The sequence below is a fragment of the Roseivirga pacifica genome, assembly GCF_900111145.1.
Classification (GTDB): domain Bacteria; phylum Bacteroidota; class Bacteroidia; order Cytophagales; family Cyclobacteriaceae; genus Roseivirga; species Roseivirga pacifica.
This window is the reverse complement of sequence record NZ_FOIR01000002.1, coordinates 529,691-550,946: the sequence shown is the minus strand read 5'-3', so window position 1 is coordinate 550,946 and position 21,256 is coordinate 529,691. Positions and strand designations below refer to the sequence as shown.

Annotated in this window: 9 protein-coding genes; all 9 read left to right on the top strand. The window is 41.0% G+C overall.

Translation table 11 applies throughout. The annotated features are described in order from the left end of the window. The first annotated feature begins 171 nt into the window (after positions 1-171). The 9 genes from BMW98_RS11180 (at position 172) to BMW98_RS11140 (ending at position 21,256) form a co-directional block, all read left to right on the top strand. A complete protein-coding gene (locus tag BMW98_RS11180) occupies positions 172-2,568 on the top strand; it encodes an ABC transporter permease (RefSeq protein WP_090258672.1) in 2,397 nt (798 codons plus the stop codon). A gap of 164 nt (positions 2,569-2,732) precedes the next feature. Continuing rightward, complete coding sequence (locus BMW98_RS11175; RefSeq protein WP_090258671.1) at positions 2,733-5,123, top strand: FtsX-like permease family protein; 2,391 nt, start codon at positions 2,733-2,735, stop codon at positions 5,121-5,123. Continuing rightward, positions 5,116-7,479: an ABC transporter permease gene (locus tag BMW98_RS11170; RefSeq protein ID WP_090258670.1), complete on the top strand. Its 2,364-nt coding sequence runs from the start codon at positions 5,116-5,118 to the stop codon at positions 7,477-7,479. Before BMW98_RS11175 ends, BMW98_RS11170 begins: the two co-directional genes overlap by 8 nt. 21 nt (positions 7,480-7,500) lie before the next feature. Beyond that, positions 7,501-9,864: an ABC transporter permease gene (locus BMW98_RS11165; protein WP_090258669.1), complete on the top strand. Its 2,364-nt coding sequence runs from the start codon at positions 7,501-7,503 to the stop codon at positions 9,862-9,864. Positions 9,865-9,939: 75 nt separating this feature from the next. Further along, a complete protein-coding gene (locus BMW98_RS11160) occupies positions 9,940-12,339 on the top strand; it encodes an ABC transporter permease (RefSeq protein ID WP_090258668.1) in 2,400 nt (799 codons plus the stop codon). A gap of 79 nt (positions 12,340-12,418) precedes the next feature. Continuing rightward, a complete protein-coding gene (locus tag BMW98_RS11155) occupies positions 12,419-14,782 on the top strand; it encodes an ABC transporter permease (protein WP_090258667.1) in 2,364 nt (787 codons plus the stop codon). 32 nt (positions 14,783-14,814) lie between these two features. Then, on the top strand, positions 14,815-17,169 hold the full coding sequence (locus tag BMW98_RS11150) for an ABC transporter permease (RefSeq protein WP_090258666.1): 2,355 nt from the start codon (positions 14,815-14,817) through the stop codon (positions 17,167-17,169). Between the two features lie 290 nt (positions 17,170-17,459). Then, positions 17,460-20,141 (top strand): TonB-dependent receptor, encoded by a 2,682-nt coding sequence (locus BMW98_RS11145; protein WP_090258665.1) that lies wholly within the window; start codon positions 17,460-17,462, stop codon positions 20,139-20,141. Next, positions 20,141-21,256: a DUF4249 domain-containing protein gene (locus tag BMW98_RS11140; protein ID WP_090258664.1), complete on the top strand. Its 1,116-nt coding sequence runs from the start codon at positions 20,141-20,143 to the stop codon at positions 21,254-21,256. Before BMW98_RS11145 ends, BMW98_RS11140 begins: the two co-directional genes overlap by 1 nt.

Below are 21,256 nucleotides of genomic sequence, written 5' to 3'. Positions count from 1 at the left end.
TTTCACAAATCAATTTAGCTTCTTCAATATAAACAAATACTGCCGTCCGTCAGCGGACGGTAGAGTTCGTTGATGAACTGTTGAAAGTGGGAGTGTGTGTTTAAGTATTTGTAATTCAGTGTTTTAATTATGGTATTGATTTTGAAATGGCTAGATTGAAATCTACTGACTATGCATCAATTTCAAATTATAATCAGAAGTATAAGAAAGAATTTTGTTTATACATGGACTAACGTTTTAGGGCTATCTATAGCCTTTTGCTTTGTGTTTTTGACAGCCATATATGTTGTTCATGAATATACTTTTGATAAGTCATTTACCGAGAGTGAGAGGATTCATAGGCTTGTTTTAAACAATGAATCAACCCTAGAGTCCAGAGACAGCCATCCGTTTATTCTTGTAAATGGGTACGAGGAGACCTTTCCCGCGATGGAGTCTGTTGTGAGAGCTTACAGCAACGCCTATTTGTCTGATTTAGTAAGGATAAAGAGTGATTGGAATAAGGCTTTTGATGAAACCGATTTTTGGCATGTAGAACATGGGTTTTTACAAATGTTTGATGTGACGCTTTTAGAAGGTAGTACTGATATGTTTGATGTACCTGGTACAATCCTAATTAGTGAGTCTGTCAAAAATAAACTTTTTAAGAATGATGATGCCGTTGGAGAGTACCTAGTCATAGGGAATAAAGAGTACTCGATAATAGGTGTCTATAAAGACTTTCCAACAAATGCTTCTATGGACCCAAGGTTCATTATTTCTTTGAATACGATGAAAGCGGACGAAGACTATCAGGCATATTTTAAAGGTTCTGGTTATCTGATGTTTAAGGTTTTTGTGTCGTTGGCTACGGGTAGCGATAAAAATATTGTAGAGCAACAATTGGAAGATGCGAATTCAAGTGAGGAAGAGTTCTTTTCGGATTTCCAGATTGCTTTAGAGCCTTTGGTGGACTACCACTTTGGTGATGGAAGCCCCGTAAAGGCTTACAGACCAAAGGTAGACGAGCAGTTAATGACCTGGTTAATTGTTATTTCGGCTTGTTTGCTTGCTGTTGCTATAGCAAATTTTGGTAATGTATCTCTGGCAATTGCGCTGGGAAGAACCAAGGAAGTAGCCATACAAAAAGTGATAGGCGCAAGAAAGTTGCACCTAATTCAAAACACATTAACCCAATCATTGTGTCTAGGTGTTTTGGCTTTTATTATTGGTCTGGTGCTGATTGAGTTATTAATGCCTGTTTATAATCAGTTTGTACAGCGCGAGCTGAATGTGCAAAAATATGGACTATGGCCATATTTGAGCTTGTTCATTTTTGCTTCTGCCGTAGGGGTGATTGCAGGAATTTATCCCTCCTTAATCATTTCTAACTTTAAAGTATACCATCTTTTTAACTCGTTTAATGGGGCGAGCAAACCTCAAGCCTTAGTCAGAAAAGGGTTACTTGCATTTCAGTTTTTAATCGCGTTCGGTCTTATTTCAACCATGTTGTTTATGAATCGTCAATTGACATTTATGATGAGTAAAGAGCCTGGGTACGATTATGAAAACACCATCGTTCTTCGCTCCAATTGGTTTCAAGGAGGAGATGAAAGCCGGATAAAAACGTTTAAAGAAAAGTTAATGGCTATGCCTGAAGTATTGGACATTACACTTTCTGATGAACATCCAATGAAGGCATTAGACCCACGAAACTTACAAAGGGCCGGTTTTAAAGATGGTTGGGAAAAGGTTAGCTTACTTGAAGTTGGGATAGATTGTCACTTCTTCGATTTCTACAATATTGCTACTACGTTCGACCAAGAAATAGTTTCGCTCTTTTGCACGGATAGTAAGGTTGCAATGCTAAATAATACCGCATTGAATACCTTAGAAAACGAACCGATTGGTAAGCTTTTGCCCGCATATTATGGTAAGGCCAAACCGGGTTTAATAGTTCAAGATGGAGTTGTTTCAGACATTCACCTTAATTCGGTGCGAGATGCTATTCCAGCAATGTTGTTTAGGCCACTAGCTTTTAGTAATGGCAGAACACACTACTCTATAAAGTATGCCGATGGAATTAACCTAGGAAAACTAATTCAGACTCTTCAGGAAATGTGGTGGGAAGAAGAGCCCATGGAACCATTCTACTTAAAAAACCTAGAAGAGGAACACAGCAGACTTTATTCTTCCGAATTAAAAATGATGCAAATGACAAGTATTCTAGGGGTAGGTGTCTGCATAATTGCGTTTGCTGGAGTGTTTGCCATGTCAATATTCTATGGTCGTGAAAGACTGAAAGAGGTCAGTATTCGCAAAGTTCTGGGGGCTGGTGTTTTTCAACTTTTTGGTTTACAAAACAGGGTCTTCCTTATTGTTATGATCATTTCGTTTGCAGTGGCTATTCCATTGGTCTGGTTGGTAGTAGACCACTGGATAGCTCAATTTGCTTACCGAACAAATCAACCTTTATGGCTTTATGTAGTTTCAGCCCTAGTAATGGTTTTAGCCACAATTTTGTCTTCGGGTTGGTATTCCCTGAAGGTTGCTAAAGTCAATCCATCTGAAATTTTGCGTGATTCTTAAGATGCAATTTCATCCGTCCGTCAGCGGACGGTAGAGTTCGTGTGCGGATGGTGGTAAGTACGGGTTGATTGATAACTTGCTGGTAATCAGTGTTTAAAAATTGGTACGGTGCTTGGAAAGCCAAATGAGGAATTGGTTCCGAAGGTCAACAAAACAACAACATTATGTTTCGAAACTACATTAACGTGGCACTAAGATCATTGAAGAGGCAAAAGTCCTATTCGCTGATAAATATTTTCGGTCTTTCATCGGGTATTATGGCCTGTATTGTCATCTTGCTCTATGTGCGTGATGAGTTTTCTTACGAACGCTTTTATCCGAATGCAGATCAGATTTATCGGGTTACATCGGTTTATGAAACCAGTGGAAGGGTAGAGCATATTGCTGTTTCTCCTGCTCGCCTTACAACTATCTCGCAACAGTCAATTCCCGAAACGGAGGAAATGACACTTGTGTATGATTGGAGCCTTGGAAGGGAAATGTTGGTTGAGTTTGAAGACCAGTCGTTTTTAGAAACCGAAGCTTATTATGCCGATACCAGCTTTTTTAAAGTCTTTGAACATCAATTTTTAGAAGGGAACAGGGAAGTAGCATTATCGGAGCCAAATGCTATGGTACTTACGGCCAAAACCGCTAAAAAATATTTTGGCTCTACCAGTAATGTGGTTGGTAAGGTATTGAGTGTAAATGGTAGCGAGGCAAAAGTTACTGGTGTAATCAATGACTTTCCGGGCAAAACCTCACTATCGTTCGATTTCTTACTTTCTATCAACACCATTGGTAACCCACCGAGTGAGCGCTGGTTTCCGATGAACTATTATACCTATGTAAAGCTAAGGGATGAGCAGGCGGCTGAGCGATACTTGGAAAAGGCCAATCAATTGATTTATGATGAAGTAGGGGAAGCTTTTGCGGCACAAGGCTTAGCGATGAGTTTTGAAATGGAGCCGCTAACCGAAATGCATTTTACTACCACAAAAGGCAGCGATTATCCCGAGAAGATATCTAAGAACCTTGTTTATAGCCTTGTGGCAATTGCCGGTTTTATCTTGCTCATCGCATGTATCAATTACATCAACCTGAGTACTGCAAAGTCTGAAAAACGGGCTAAGGAAGTAGGCGTACGCAAAGTTTTGGGCGCATACCGCAAGCAGTTGATTTGGCAGTTTTATGGCGAAACCTTTTTAGTAACTACTGTGGCGGTAATTATTGGTGTGGTAATGGCCGAATTGCTTATGCCATTCTTTAACAACCTGGCTAATACCAACCTAAGTATCGACTTGTTTGGCGACTCATACTTGCTTCCCGGTTTGGCGTGTGTCATCATATTTGTAAGCATTATTGCGGGAAGTTACCCCGCCAGTTTCCTTAGTTCATTTCAGCCTGCCAAAGTGCTTAAGAGTACTTTTTCGCCCAAAGGGGGGAATGCTTTTAGAAGGGTTTTAGTAACCGTTCAATTTGCGGTAAGCGTGTTTCTGATTACAGGTACTTTGGTGATTTACAACCAACTCAATTTTATTCAGAAGCGAGAAGTGGGTTATGATCAGGAGCAGATTGTTTACATGCAAATGGGCAGTCGTGAGGTTAGGCGTGCCTACAATTCGCTCAAAAATGGCTTTATGAATGTAACCGGTGTTGAGGAAGTGACCGGTTCGAATAACATGATCAGCAATGTGCTTTCCGGATGGGGCTCTGTTTTGGAAGATAGGCCAGACGATTTCCATATCTCCTTTAGAGGAATGAATGGAGATGAGGACTTTCTGGAAACTTTTGGCTTTGAATTGATTGCCGGAGAAAGCTTTAAAAACAAGTCGGATATAGATAGTACCACTTACTATTTGGTGAACCGGACTGGCATTGAAGCCTTGGAAATGACTCCCGAAGAAGCGATTGGTGTGCGCTTTGGTATTGATGAAAGCATGGTGGGTACAATTGTAGGGGTGATTGAGGACTTTCACTTAGCCAGTATGCATAAAGAGATTGAGCCTCTGGCTGTGTTCACTGGCAGGCAGAACTATAAGTCGATTATCTATGCACGGGTAAATATGGAGCGCTTGCCGCAAGTAAAGGCAGATATGGAAAAGGTATGGGAGCAGTTTGTACCTAGCCGTCCTTTCGACTTAAAGTTTGTAGATGATACTGTGCGCGCTCAATACGAAAAAGATCAGCAGCTGGGTCAAATTATCCTGTCGTTTACGGTGCTTGCTATTGCCATCGGTTGCCTGGGCTTGTTTGGTCTGGCTTCTTATTTGGCTGAAAAACGCACTAAAGAAATTGGGATTAGAAAAGTACTGGGAGCCGATGTGCAGCGCATTGTTTTTCTACTTTCCAAAGAGTACCTAAGAATTGTACTAGTTGCCAATTTGATTGGCTGGCCATTGGCATATTTTATTATGGACAAATGGTTGGCTGGCTTTGCTTATCGCATTGGCTTGGGCTGGTACTACTTTGCGGTTTCGGGCATAATAGCCATTGCTGTAGCCTTAATTACAGTTTCTTACCAATCGTTAAGGGCTGCCTTTTCCAACCCCATTAAAGCACTGAGATATGAATAAACTCACACAGTTCCTTAAAAGTGGCATCAAACTCTTAAAGCGGGAACGCTACTATGCATTCCTGAATATTCTAGGGTTAGGGTTAGGTATTTTCTGTTTTCTACTCACTTCGCTATATGTAAAGGATGAGTTAACCCACGATAAGTGGCATAAGAACGCAGAGAATATCTACATGCCACAGCAAGTTTTAGAAACCGAACGTGGCTCAATGATGCTAAGACCACCTTACGCCATTGGGCAGGCTTGGGTTGATGAGAACCCTGGAGTAAAGGACTTTGTAAACATTAGCGGGAACTTCCGAAAAGATTATTCAATCAACGATGAAGAGTTTAAGACGGAACAGTTTGTTTTTACCACAAGTGCTCTTTTTAGGATTTTCGACTTTAGACTGTCCATTGGAGACCCTGATAAAGCACTTGAGCAGCCGAATGGAATCGTAATTTCCTATGAGATTGCATCAAAGCACTTTAAAGGGGAGAACCCATTAGGAAATCATATTGAAGTAGAAGGGCTTGGAGTCTATAAGGTGACCGGTGTGCTAGGACCCATACCAAGCAATTCTCATTTACAGTTTGACTTTTTGGCGCCTATCGATTTCTCTAAGTCACCCTATGAAGGAGTTGAGAATAACTGGCAGTTTGGGAGTGGGTATCACTACCTGTTGCTAGAGGAACATTATGATCTAGACCAACTGTCGGCCGAAACCGCAGAGATGTATAAAGAGCATACTGGTAAAGAGGTAAGTATGCCGTACCAGTTTAATAGGTTTTCTGAATTGTATATGAGCGGAAAAGCTATGCGCACTGGTAATAGCATGTTTGGCGGACAACAAAAGTACGTGGTCATTTTTAGCATTATTGGCGTCTTGATGCTGCTTGTTGCATCTTTCAACTACATCAACCTTACTACTTCAAGGTCTTTCGCTAGGGCAAAGGACTTTGCCATCAGAAAGGTAGTTGGTGCTTCGAAATTGAGGCTGATTTTTATCCAACTGGGAGAGACCTTTTTTATAGCCTTGCTGGGGCTCATTTTAGCCATTATAGCATTAGAACTCACGCTTCCCTCTATCAATGAGTTACTAGGTAAAAACCTGAATTTGGAGGTAACTCGTGATCCTTCTGTACTGATGTTGCCTGTAGCTGTGTTGCTCTTAATCATGATATTGTCGGGTATATACCCCGCATTAATTGGTAGCCGATTTAATTTATCGGCAACACTTAAAGGAAAAACGCCAAATGCCAGCGGAGCCTTAATTCGAAAATCATTGATAGTACTTCAATTTACAATTTGTACAGGGGTTTTGGCAAGTGCTATCATCATTCGCTCTCAATCCAATCATATGATCAACTTAGATTTAGGATATAATAGCGAGAACATTATCAGCATCGATATTAGAAAAAATGGCATTTACGATAAGAACGAGGCCTTAAGAAATGAACTTGAGCGGTCAACGCTTATTCAGGGGGTAGCTTCAGGCCCAATCCCCAGAACAGGAGGGGCCATGATGATAAACGTTGGTGAAGGAGAGAAGAAACAACAGTTTTTTGATTATAGCTCAGCAGACAAAGCCTTTGTTAGAGTAGCTGGTTTAGAAGTGATTGCAGGCAGTTCCTTTGAGCAAGTTGAAGAATCGAAGTTGGAGAATGGGGTAATTATAAATGAAGAGGCACTTAAACTACTTGACTTAACTGCAGAAGAAGCGATAAACACTAAAATACCTGATAGCCAAATGAGGATTGTTGGTGTTATAAAAGACTACCACACAAGCTCAGCAAAGTCGAAGATTGGCCCGCAAATAATCGCCTATAATATGGAGGAACTCAGTAATGTACTATTAAGGTACAAAGCGGGAGACGAGCAGAAGGTTGTTGCTTATGCTCAATCTGTTTGGGAAGAATTGGGAGGCGAAGCACCATTTGATTATGTAGTTGTTGAGCACTATTTCGATAATGCTTTTAAGAGGGAAGAAGCGCTTTCTTTTATCTTCAATGTGCTTACACTTATGCTTGTAGTTGTTGCAGGACTCGGGCTTTTTGCACTAACCGTATTCGAAAGCCAACTGCGAGAGAAAGAGTTGTGCATTAGAAAAGTGCTCGGAGCTAATTATTTGGCACTTTTAAAAAGGCTCAATACAGGCTTTCTAGCTTTAATTGGGCTTTCCATCCTTATCTCAGTTCCAATCACTCAATATTTAATTGGCTCATGGTTAGAGTCTTTTCCATATAGAATTGCTTCAACAACTACGGTCTACATAATCACTGGCGGCTTTATTCTATTGCTGGCGGTAGTAATGCTTACTACGCAAGGAATGCGTGCTGTTAGAAAAAATCCGGTGGATATTTTAAGAAACGAATAAGGTCAAAAACAATATAAACTCATGTTAAAAAACTACTTCAAAACTGCTACTAGGTACTTGCTTAAAAACAAGGGCTACACGCTTATCAATGTATTTGGTTTATCCATTGGCTTAGCTGCATTTATTATGCTTGGCCTATTCGTTCGGGTAGAATTTAGTTATGATGAACACCTAAAAGACAAGGACTTAATCTATCAGGTGTACTTAAATGACACCACGGACCAAATTGTGAACTATGCCATGCAGACCATGGCGCCAATGGGGCCTTTAATGGTAGAGCAAGTGCCTGAAATTACGGATAAGGCAAGGTTTGGAGCCATGGCCAATAAGGTGCTCAAAATGAACAACCAGCGGTTTTTGGTAGAGAAAATCTACTATACCGATGAATCAGCACTGAACTTTTTCGAAGTAAAGGCCGCGCCAGGAGGTGGCCGCCTAAGCCTTGGTAAAAGAGATATGTTGCTGTCTCAGTCAACTGCCGAAACTGCTTTTGGAACTGCCGCTGCGGCCATTAATCAAACTGTAGAGATTGTAGGCTTGGGCACTTTTCAGATCAGTGGCGTTTTTCAAGATGTTGAAGACAACACCCATGTAGATTTTGACTACATGATTTCTTTTGAGAACGCCAATGATGCGTTGTTTTCTGGTTCGAGTTTTAAAATGGACAAAACCGTTTTCGATTGGGGTGTAGTTTCGGCCTTTCCTTTATACATAAAGCTAAACGAGCCTAGCGTTGACTTGGCCGCCATTGAAAAGAAAATGGAAGTGGCACTTGAGCCGCATCAGAAAAACCGTGAGGTAAAATTAGTACCCGTAAATGAGGTTTACTTTTCTGATTTGAGCCATGGTTATTTTGGCAAAAAAGGAGAGAAGGACAAAGCTCAGCTTTACCTTATCATCGCCATTGTTATTCTTGCAGTGGCTATAATCAACTACATGAATTTGGCCACCGCCCGTTACTCCAAGCGATCTAGGGAAGTGGGTATCCGTAAAACCGTAGGCGGGCACAAGGCGCAATTAGCCCGACAGTTTCTCACCGAGTCGTTTGTAATCACCTTTATAGGCTTAGTAATCGCCATTTGTTTGGTTGAGATCTGTTCTCCAATACTTAGCAGCTTTGTAGGAAAGTCCATTGGCATAGACTACGGTGTGCCAGAAACTTACGTAGTACTCTTGCTAATTACCACTCTGGTAAGCTTGCTAGCCGGTATTTATCCTGCAACTTTCCTTTCTCGCTTCAATGCCATCGAGGTGCTTTCCGGTAGAGTAACTACGGGTAAAAAGGGTTCGGCTTTTAGAACAGCCTTGGTTGGCTTTCAAGTCTTTATTTGTCTAGGACTTATTTCTGTTACCATGATCGTACAGCAGCAGTTCAAGTACATGTCAGATATTGATTTGGGTTTTGAGCACGACCAAATTGTTGGCGTTTCGATGGAAGATAAAGGAGTGAGCGAAAAGTATGAGACTTTTAAAACGGAGCTGCTTAAAAATCCTGCTATAGCATCTGTTACGGGTGCATCATTCTCTGTTTTTGAAGGTGCCTGGTCGCTTTACCTAACCCCAGAAGGCATGGAGGAATCGCTGCCTGTAACGTATATGCCTGTAGAAAAAAGCTTTGTAGATCGGTTGGGCTTAACGGTTAGTCAGGGTGAGGGATTTCCACAAGAAGGAGAGTTAAAGACAAAAGAAGTACTGATTAATAAGACTGCTCAAGAAGAGTTCGGCTGGGAAGAACCAATTGGTAAAAAACTAGATGGGTATACCGTAGTGGGTGTGGTTGACGATTTCATTTATGGTTCGGCCAAAACTGCGATTGAACCTTTGGTAATGGTGCCATCTAAAAGTGGTTTCTCTTACGCTTATGTGAAGCTTGCTGGTGGAAATGTTAGAGCTGCGATGGATCATTTATCGGCTACTTTCCAAAGTTTCGCCAGCGATTATCCATTCGATTATAAGTTTTTAGACGATGCTTTTGCAGCCAAATATGAAAAGGAGCAAAAACTGTCTCAGGTGTTTAGCACCTTTACAGTGCTTGCCATTATAGTTGCAGGTTTGGGAATTCTTGGTTTATCAATCTTTATAGCCGAGTCGCGCAATAAGGAGGTGGGAATCCGTAAAATCTTGGGCGCCAATATGGCTCAACTCATTTGGCTGCTCAACAGTGGCATAACCAAGCTGATTCTTGTGGTGGCCATTATTACGCTGCCTTTAGTGCATCACTTTATGTCGCAGTGGCTCGATGAGTTTGTGTATAATATTGCCATTACACCGCTTACGTTATTGCTGCCGCTTGTAGTACTAATTGCTGTCGTGTGGGCCATTCTCATATTTCAGTCGCTTAAATCGGCTTATTCAAACCCTGTAAATGCCATAAGAACGGAATAAAACTAGTTCAACGTTCAAGGTTTGAAGTTCCAGTTTGCGAGCATTTGACCATGAACCTTAAACCATGAATCAATTATGCTCAAGAACTATCTAAAAATCGCCATTCGAAATATCCAAAAACACAAAGGGTATTCATTCATCAATGTCTTTGGGCTTGCCGTGGGGATTTGCTGTTGTTTGCTCATTTTCCTCTATGTAAAGGATGAATTGACTTACGATAGGTTCCATACCAATGTAGACCGAATCTATCGCATCAACTCAGAGATAGATTGGTTTGGTAATAAGGATTTAATGGGTGCCAGTAACTTGGTTGAGGCCAAGGAATATGCAGATAGAATTCCTGAGATTGAGGTTTTTACCAGATATAAAGGCACGGCCTTGGTGATAAAGAAAGGTGAGGAGTATGTGAGCCAGTATGGTGCGCTCTTTACTGATCCCGGTACTTTCGAAATATTCGATTATCAGGTTTTAGATGGTTCGCTTGAGGGCGCATTGGACAACCTCAACTCAATTGTCATTTCCAGAAGTATAGCTGAGAAGTATTTGGATAGAGTAAATGTAGCGGGAGAAGAACTGACCATTAAGTTGGAAGGGAAACTTGAGCAGTTTATTGTTGAGGCTGTTTTTGAAGATTTTCCAATTAATTCATCACTCAACCCGAATATTTACTTTCCGATAGAAAAGTCGAACGACTTTAAGAATATGAATCCCGCCAGGGCATGGAATAGCGTAGGAAATACTTCAATTCTTATGCTAAAGGAAGGTTCTGATCCCAAAGAAGTTGAAAAAAAGTTGAGGGAAGTTCGTTTACAACTAAATCCGGACGAAGATTCATGGGCAAGCGGTATTGTAAGCTACTTAGAGCCACTTAAGAGTTTCCACCTTAATACAGCGGTTCAAGGTAGCTCAGGAGTTGCCAATGCCAGTGACCCGACATACTCTTACATTCTTGGGGGAATTGGACTCCTTATTTTAATTCTAGCGTGTATCAATTTTGCGAATCTCTCAGTAGCCCGATCTATTCCTCGTGCCAAAGAAATTGGTTTGCGCAAAGTGTTGGGCGCACAGCGTAAACAAATTATGCTGCAATTCTTGGGAGAGGCCTTTTATGTTTCGCTTATAGCCTTTGTGTTGGGGTTAATTTTGGCAGAAATGCTCTTGCCCACCTTCGGTCAGTTAACCAATAAGACTTTTATCGATGGTGTTTGGAACGACACTTATTTGATCAGCGCTTGCCTTGTAGTAGTGGCGGTTAGTGGATTGTTAGCGGGGTCTTATCCTGCGTTTTTTGTCTCTCGTTTTTCGGTACTCAAAAGTCTTTCGGGCAAAGTTAAAATGAGTGGCAAGCAGTATTTAACAAAAGGTCTGGTGCTTTTTCAATTTGCTATTGCTGCGATTCTGGTTATTGGTACTATTGGCATGAACCAGCAAATATCCTTCCTGCTTAAAACCGATTTGGGATATGACGATAAGGACATGGTGGCCTTAAACATAAGGGGGAGTGAGAAGCAAGCCAATATTATCACCAGCGAGCTGAAAAAAGACCCGAATATCGTTAACGTCTCACTTGGGGGAGATTTCTCCTCGGCAACATCTATGGGCTATGGTGAGGAAGAGTTCTTCTGTATGTATTCGGCCATTGATACAAGTTTTATTGATGTAATGGGTCTGCAACTGCTTCAAGGCAGAAATATCAATCAGAATGAAGATCTTTATGTAAGGGGGGAAGATACCTTGAGCAACATTGTTGTCAACCAGAAATTCCTAGAGAAAATCAAGTATGATGGAGACCCAATAGGGCTTTTCATTACGAGTGGGGGTGATGAGCCAAAGGATGCTTACAGAATAGTTGGAGTAGTAAATGACTTCATTTACACTTCGGCCAAAAATGGTGTTTCTCCCATTGCTTTGCAGGCAGGTAGTGCTGAGAAAGGAAAATTCAATAAAGTTAACGTAAAGTATAGCTCAGGTTATGCCAGTGAAATTGAAAGTAAACTAAGCGAGGCTTGGAAGAAGGTAGAATCATATTCGCCACTAAGCTTTTCGTTTGTTGAAGAGCAAAACAGGGCAAGGTACTTCGAAGAAAAGCGCTGGAGGTCAATTATCACGAGTGCCACTATCATTGCCATTATCATTTCATGTTTGGGGCTTTTCGGAATGGCGCACCTATCATCTCAGCAGCGACAGAAGGAAATTGGAGTTAGAAAGGTCTTGGGAGCAAGCGTGAGAGAGCTGGTGTTTATGCTTAATCTAAGTTTCACTAAACTGGTGGCTATTTCGGCTATTATAGCCATTCCCGCTGCATATTTCTTTCTAGACGATTGGCTGTCCAATTTTGCTTTCCGTATCGATTTAGGGGTGTTGGTTTTTGTTGTGCCAACATTTATCACCCTCTTTATTGCGGTGCTAACGGTAAGTATTCAATCCTACAGAACAGCCAATGCCAACCCTGTTGATTCTTTAAGGAATGAGTAAACCAGTTCAAAGTTCAAAGTTTTAAGCTCAAAGTTGAGCCAACATGAAACACAAAACCTAAAATATAAAACTAACAGATATGCTAAAACACTTTCTAAAAACAGGCTACAGAGGCTTTAAGAGACAAAAACTCTACTCACTTGTCAACCTTTTGGGTTTGGCAATTGGTATGTTCTGTTTTCTCATTACAGCACTTTACGTAAAGGATGAATTGACTTTTGACCGCTGGCATGAGAATGCCGATAATATCTTCATGTCCTCTTTGGAAATGCAGCGAGAGGATGGAGAGAAATTTAATGTCAGGCCATCGTATGCCTTGCTCAAGGCACTGAAGGAAGAAAGTTCTGAAGTAGTAAGTGCCGTAAATATTAGCCGAAACAACTGGAAATACTATCAGCTAGGTGATGAGTGGGTTCAGACCAATCAGTTCTATTATTCTTCTCCAGAACTTTTCGAAGTCTTTGATTTTAGTCTGAAGTACGGTAATGAAACTACGGCACTTTCTGAGCCAACTGATGTTGTAATTTCTTCCGAATTGGCTGAATCTCTTTTCTCTGGTGAGAATCCGCTAGATAAAATGATAAGCATTCAGGGTCAGGGTGAACTGAAGGTGGTTGGCGTTCTAAACCCAATTCCAACTAACTCACATCTGAGGTTCGATATTGTGGCTTCAACTAATAACCCAGACTCTAGATACAAAGATTCAGAAGGAGAGTGGGTTTATGGAACAGGATATAATTACTTCTTACTCAAGGAAGACTTCAACTTGGATAATCTCTTTGACGATACTAAAAAGCTTTTAGCTAGGAATGGTGTAGAAGATATAGCTGCCGGATATGATTACCTGAAATTCTCAGATTTATACTTGAGCCAGCAGACCCAGCGATATAACAATGATATGTTCGGAGGTCAGGTTAAATACATCTACATATTTAGTTTAATAGGAACTCTAATTTTGCTAGTAGCCTGTTTCAATTACATTAACCTTACTACTAGCGCTTCTATTAGCAGAAGTAAGGAAATGGGTATTCGTAAAGTGATAGGTGCCTCCAGAGCAAGTTTGGTATCTAACAAAATGGTGGAGACTCTCTTTGTTTCATTTTGGAGCTTAGTGTTGGCAGTTATAGCTGTAGAAATGACTTTGCCTTATATTAATTCGCTAATAGGTAAATCGCTTTCATTCAATCTTTTGCAGTCTCCTTCACAGCTGGTGTTACCGGTGCTGTTACTGATTGTTGTAATGTTGATTTCTGGAATCTATCCAGCATTTGTGTTGAGCTCTATCAACTTGTCGACAGTATTAAGAGGGGCGCAACCCAAAACCAAAGCCGGTTTATTTAAAAAATCGCTGATTGTATTTCAGTTTATCATCTGTTCGGGTCTTCTAATCGCTGCTTTAGCCATTCGAAGTCAAGCCGACTTCCTCATTAACATGGACAAAGGCTACAATGAGGAGCATATTATGTCCATGAGTGTTCGACAAGAAGGTCAGCGTTTGGAATATGAGGTGCTTAAAAATAAGCTAGAGTCTATTCCTCAAATTGAGGTGGTGACCTCTGCCACACTTCCTATTTTTCCACCAGCGCCTCCTTTGGAAATAAAGGTAGATGGACGAGATTTCGCTATAACGTTTTTGACAGGTTATGCAGATAAGAATTTCAATGAGGTGTTTCAACTGGAGTTTGTTGAAGGAGTAGACTTTACACAAGTGCCAGAGTCTGAACTTGGAAATGCTGCCATTATTAATGAAACAGCAAAGAAGAAGTTGGCACTAAATCCGGCCTTAGGAGCAGAATTACCTAATGGCAGAAAAGTAGTTGGGGTTGTAAGCGACTTTTTCTTTGATTCGGCTAAATCGGAAATACAACCAGCATCTATAGTTTACTCTCCTAGAAACTTCTGGGAGGTTCAGTTCTCATACAGAGCTGGAAATAAGGCCGATGTTATAGCTCAGGTTGAAATGGCCATGAAGCAAGAGTTTGGTTTAAAGTCTGCACCAAGCATGACAGAACTGAAGACCATAACCCAAGGCTTTAATTTTTATGATACTGAAACTACTCTCAAAACCATCTTCAATATTCTAACAGGTATGGTTATTCTAGTGGCTTTCCTTGGCTTGTTCGCTATGGCCACTTTTGAAAGTAATGCGAGGGAAAAGGAACTTGGAATTAGAAAAGTGTTGGGCGCCAACTATTTCCACATCCTAGAAACACTCAATAAGCATTTTGTAGGGCTGATGATTGTAGCCTTTATTGTGTCTGTTCCAACTACATTTTACTTAGTTGAAAAATGGCTCCAAGCTTTTCCATACAGAATAGAAGGACTTGAGAGTTTTGGTTTAAGCTCAGTAGCCATTATTGTTTTGATTGCAATTGTCATATTAGGGGCACACAGCTATTTAAGTACTCGAAAGAACCCTACAGAAGTACTCAGGAATGAATAACCCATTCTCCATCAATTCATGACTAAAACACCATGCTAAAAAACTACCTCAAAACTGCTATTAGAAATATAAAGAGAAACAAACTCTATGCTGGGCTAAATATCTTGGGGCTCAGTATAGGCCTAGGGTCGTTCTTTATCATTTATCTGTTTTTACAGAATGAGTTGGCTTACGACCGGTTCCATTCGCAGCGCGATAAGATTTATCGTGTGGTCCAAGGTGACGGTGAGTTGGGAGATAATGGCGAGCTAAATGCTGGGATTACCCCTGCACTAGGGCCAGCATTGGGTGAAGAGATTCCTGAAGTTGTTGCTTTTAGCCGGTTAGAGAATTGGAATAAGAATGTCCTAATTTCTGGCATAGCAGACTCCATTGATAATGTACAAAGTGCAGCGGTTGACCCTGGTTTTCTTAAGTTTTTCGATTTGGATATTGTTGCAGGGAGTAAAGAAGGGGCATTAGAAAGCCCTACTGACCTGCTACTGAATGAGACAAAAGCCATTCGTTATTTTGGATCTGCAGTGGCAGCCATTGGCCAGTTTGTAAAAGTAGGTCGTTCGGAACCGTTGAGAGTGGTAGCAGTATTTAAGGACCTGCCGAATACAACTTCCATTAAGGCTGAGGTAGTAGTGCCAATTATGGCGGTAAACGGTTGGCGTGGAGATAACATGAATAACTGGAATGTTAGCTATGGTGATCAGCTATATGTTTTATTGGCAGAGGGAGTTTTTCCTAAAAGCGTTATGGCTAAAATCGATGACTTGGCTGCTAAGTACAATGAAGGGATGGAAGAAGAGCCCTTCATGCTTCAGCCTTTGGCAGACGTTCATTTTGCTTTAGATACTGCGGGGCCAGTTCAAGAGAAAACCGACAAGCAATACATCTTCATCTTTACGCTGGTAGCCATATTTATATTGGTTTGTGCGGTCTTCAATTACATCAGTTTGGCTCTCTCTCAGTCGGTAGAGCGCACCAAAGAAATAGGCATTCGTAAAGTAGTGGGAGCAGCCCGCAACCAGCTTTTTAAGCAATTTATTGCCGAGTCTGTGCTGCACGTAATGTTTAGCTTCGTTATCGCAATAGTAATGGTGGAGGTGCTCATACCTCAACTTGAAAACCTTATAGGGCGCTCTTTACAATTTGGTGCTTTCGATGCGCCAGTCTTATTGTTCAAAGGCTTTGTATTTGCTTTGTTGGTAGCTGTTTTGTGTGCGCTTTATCCCGCTTACCTGAGTACTCGGCTAAGCGTTGTTAAAATCTTTCGAAATGCAAGAGGGAGCTTTTCTACTAAGCGCCTTATAAGTACAGTAAGCGTTTTCCAAATAGTGGTTTTTGTTGTGTTGATCTGTGTAGCGGCTACTGCCAATAAGCAAATGTATTTTATGCGCAATGAGCACCTTGGTTTCGATAAAGAAGCCCAAGTGGTCATTTCAAGATTTTCTCGAGATGCAGCATCTAAAAACCAATTATTAAGGAATGAACTATTGGCTGTGCCTGGGGTTGAAGGCGCGAGTTATGCAACATCAGTCCCTTCACGAGTAATGGGGATGACCAGATATTCTAACATCGACTTTAGCTGGCATAATTTCGATGTTGATGAGCATTATTTGGACGTGCTGAATATTCCAATTAAGGAAGGAAGAGGTTTTTTACCGGAGGATTCTGATTCTTCCAACCTTGTAATTATTAATGAGACTGCTGCTCAAAAGTTGGAGTTTGAAGGCAGTGTTGTTGGTAAAACAATATCGTTAGGGAAGGAGCTAAGGATAATTGGTGTGGTTGAAGACTTTCACTTCTTATCAAAAAAAGAACCGATTGAAGCCACTCTTTTCAAACCATTAAATGGTGGTATTGGTGCTTTGATATTAAAGCTAGATCCTAGCCAAGTAGGTACTACGATGGATGCTATAAAAGCGAAATATAAGTCGGTTAGCGGAGGAGATGAAATGAGTTTTTTCTTTCTGGAAGACCAGATCAATTCGCAGTACAAACAAGAAAATATTATGATAACCATGATTAACACTTTTGTGGTTGTGGCTGCTTTGGTTGCTTTTATTGGTTTGTTTGGTATTTCAGGTTATACCGTAAAACGTAGATTAAAGGAAATGAGCATTCGTAAGGTGCTCGGGGCAAGCTTTATGGCCATTCAAAAAGTGCTAAATCTAAGTAGCTTGTTGCGTTTAGTATTGGCTACGCTAATCGCTCTGCCACTGGTGTATTATTGGATGAACAATTGGCTCTCTTCCTTTGCCTACAGAATTGATCTGCCAGTTGGGTTAATCATTTCAGCCATCCTTATCGCGTTTGTGGTGGTTTTAAGTACTGCTGCTTTCCACAGTGTTAGGGCCTATCTAACCAATCCGGTGGACTTATTAAAGGATGAGTAAAACAGGATGGTTAAAAGAAGATGTTTATAGAGGTCAGCATTTTACATAACCCTACATGAATTCGAAAGTGGTGTTAATTAAAGGTTCAAGGCTAATGGAGTTACAATAGTTTAACTTTCTCACTAATTTTTTGCCTTTCAGCCTTTAACAAACGTTGTTTTGATTAATTTTTTATTAAATTCCAAAACCTTTAAAACTGAAGATAACTAGCCGAAAACTGAATCGATAAAGTGGTGGCAGTCGCTATGGCGACATAAAATTTCAGTAAATAAGGTCAAGACCGAATTATAATGAAATTGCGAACACTACTTTTAGCCTTTCTGGCAGGAGTTAGTTTTTGGTGTCATGCACAATCTGAGAGTGATTATTTGATATCAGGGACTTACGACACACCCGTTGCTCAATTTATTCAAGAGAGCCAATCTAAGTTTAATATTAAGGTATACCATAAACCGCAGTGGTTTAAACAGGCACGTGTTGTTGGAGACTATTCCAATGAACCTCTTTTAAATGTGCTCAATGCTGCCTTAGCGCCTATCGACCTTAAAGTTTTTCAGTATAGTAAAACCCTTTTTGTGGTTATTCCTCAAACTGCTTTTCGTCCGGAAGATGCTGCCCGTTCAGAAGGACCGATACCATTAGATCAAGTAATTACTGTTGGTAGCGATGCTGCTGTACAAGGCGATATGGCTACCATAAAAGGCTATGTGGCCGATGGGCAAACAGGAGACCCAGTAGCGGGTGCGGTAGTTTATGCTATTAGCTCAGCAAAAGGAACAACCACCAATGAAGATGGGTACTATGAAATGGAAGTGCCGATAGGGCAACAACAGTTTCGCTTTAGTTTTTTGGGTTACCAAAATGGCGTAGCCATGCTCGATATTAAATCTAGCGGAACTTTCAATATGGATTTATACGACCAAGTGACAGAACTAAATAGTGTAACCGTTACCGCTGAAGGCCCCGATGAAAATGTACAGTCTGTAGTTATGGGCGTGGAAAAAATGGACATCCAAATGGTAAAGCGCATGCCAGTACTAATGGGAGAAGCTGATGTGGTACGCAGTTTAACGCTTTTACCAGGAGTAACCACAGTGGGCGAAGGTGCTGCTGGTTTTAATGTTCGTGGAGGAAGTGTAGGGGAAAACCTGATTCTTCAAGATGGATCAGAGCTGTTTAACTCATCGCACTTGTTCGGATTTTTCTCAGTGTTCAATCCTGACTTGGTGGAGGACCTAACCCTGTATAAAGGTGGAGGTATTCAGGCCGATATGGGGGGTAGGCTCTCTTCGGTTCTTAATGTAAACCTTAAAGAAGGGGATAAAGAGGAGTTTCATGGACGTGGCGGCATAGGTTCATTGATGGGGCGACTCTCATTAGAGGGGCCAATAATTAAAGAAAAGAGCTCATTTTCCGTAGGGGGTAGAATATCCTATTCCGACTGGTTGCTAAAACAGTATAACGATATTGACCTAAAGAAAAGTAAGGCTGGATTCAACGATCTTAACCTTAAAATTTCCAATGAAATTTCGCCAAAAGATAACCTGAATTTGTCGGGTTATTTGAGCAAAGATTACTTTAAACTGGCCAACGATACCGTATATACTTATGGTACCAAACTGGGTAGTATTGGCTGGGATCATTCTTTTTCTGATAAGTTCTTTTCTTACACAAATGCCTCTATTGGGCAGTATTATAGCGATGTAGAAGATGAGGAAGGAGTGAATCAATTTGAAATGAATGCCAAGATTAACTACCTCTCGGCTTCACAAGAATTTGTAAGCAATCACTTTGATATGCACGAGCTCAAGTTTGGCGGAAAAGTGACCAAATATGAAATCAATCAGGGCGAATTAAGGCCTTTGCCAGGCGCCTTAAATACCGAAGAGATTACTATTCCTGAGCAGAATGGCTATGAGTTTGGCTTTTACTTGGCCGATAGCTGGACAGTAAATGAAAAACTAAGTGTAAATGCTGGTTTAAGGTATTCCATGTTCAATAACGTTGGGCCAGAGGATGTTTATGTATATCAAGATGGCGTACCAATGTCCACCGGTAGTATTATTGATACTCTGTCTTATGGCAGTGGGGAGTCTATTCAAAAGTATGGTGGTTTTGAACCTAGGTTTAGCTTAAGGTATGCACTGGACGAAACTAGCTCTATAAAAGTAGGATACAACCGCCTGCGCCAGTACATGCATTTAGTATCGAATACAGCGGCCATCACCCCGGTAGATGTTTGGCAAATGAGCAATAGCTACATTAGGCCGGCCGTCAGCGACCAATACACCATTGGTTACTTTCGCAATTTTAATGACAACTCCATAGAGGCTTCCATCGAGCTTTACTATAAAAGCTCTGATGATATTCTTGACTACAAAGGAGGGGCTAATTTGTTGTTGAACGAGACCTTAGAAACTGACTTGCTGCAAGGAGAGGGGCGTGCTAAAGGAATTGAACTTTCATTAAAAAAGACACAAGGAAGAACCACTGGTTGGATCAGTTACACCTATTCTCGCACTGAGTTAAGGGCAATTAGCGAGTTTCCTCTAGAGAGCGTAAACAACGGCAATTGGTACCCTGCCAATTATGATAAACCACATAACCTTAGTGTGGTGTTTACACATCAATTAACCAAACGCATAACCTTTAATGCCAACTTTGTTTACAGCACTGGTAGGCCTATAACCGCACCAACATCGGTGTATCAGATAGGGCCATATAGGCAGTTTCCTAATTATTCGGAACGCAATCAATTCAGAATCCCAGATTACCACAGACTAGACGTATCGTTAACAATCGATCGTGGTTTCGCAAAGTTCAAAAAGATTAAGAGCGAATGGAATTTCTCCATTTACAATGTTTATGGTCGTAAAAATGCCTATTCAATTTATTTCTCCGATACATCTAGGGCCTACAAGTTGGCCATACTCGGTTTTGTTCCATCTGTTAGCTACAACTTTATCTTTTAATGAAAACGCTTAGAACACTACTTTACGGCTTTGTATTGGTTGGGCTTTCTACCTGTGTAGATCCATACGAGTTTGAATTTCAGAAGGACACAGAAGAGAACTTTGTGATAGATGGATACCTATCCAATGAACATAGGGTGCACCAAATAAGGGTTTCCAGGACTACGCATATTGGAGATTTTAACGGTGTAGTTGCCGATTATGTGACCAATGCTACTGTTGTAGTTATTGATGACCAAGGTGCAGAGATAAGCTTTGAGCATGATGATGCAGGGGTTTATAAGTCATTGGGACCGGTGCAAGCCCTGCCAGATAAGGCTTATAAGGTAAGGGTAACATTAATTAATGGTACTGTTTACGAGTCTAATTTTCAGACTTTGCCAGAGGCGGCACCGATGGAATCAGAGCTTATATATGAATTGGGCTATCAGGATGTTTTGGTAAACAACACTATTCAAGAGGAGCAAGGGGTAAAGGTTTCTGCAGTAGTGGAGAAAGGTGCTGAGAATCAGTTCTATCGTTGGGAAATGAATCACTACTTTATAATAGAATCTGATGCAGGGCCAGGGTTTAGAAACCCTCAAGAGCAACGAGGGCTGACGGATACTGAGCTTAGGTTCTGTTTTATTAAAGATTATCCCCCACAGGAATTATATCTGTTAGAAAACATTAGCAATGCCCCGGGTGATACCTATGAAACAGAGATTGAGTTTATTCCCATCAGCAATAAGTTTGAATATGTATTTGTGGTTGAAGGCAGACAACTTGTGATGGCAGAAGATGCTTACCGCTATTGGGAAGACATACAAACTTTGGCAGAAAATGCCGGTGGATTGTTTGATTCTGCACCTTTTCCTGTGATAGGCAATATTACAAGGGTAACAGACAACCCAGATGGTACTGTCGTTGGGTTGGGCTACTTTGGTGTATACAATGCCAGCGTGGATAGAAAATTTATGACACAAGCGAGCTTAGGTATAGATGAAGAGTTTGCGCCTTGTACTGTACCACCATCTCCAGGAGGGGAACCTAGGCCTCACCAGTGTCAAGATTGTAGGTTATATGAATTTCCTGAAAACTATGAGAATAGCCCACCTAGTTGGTGGGGCTATTAA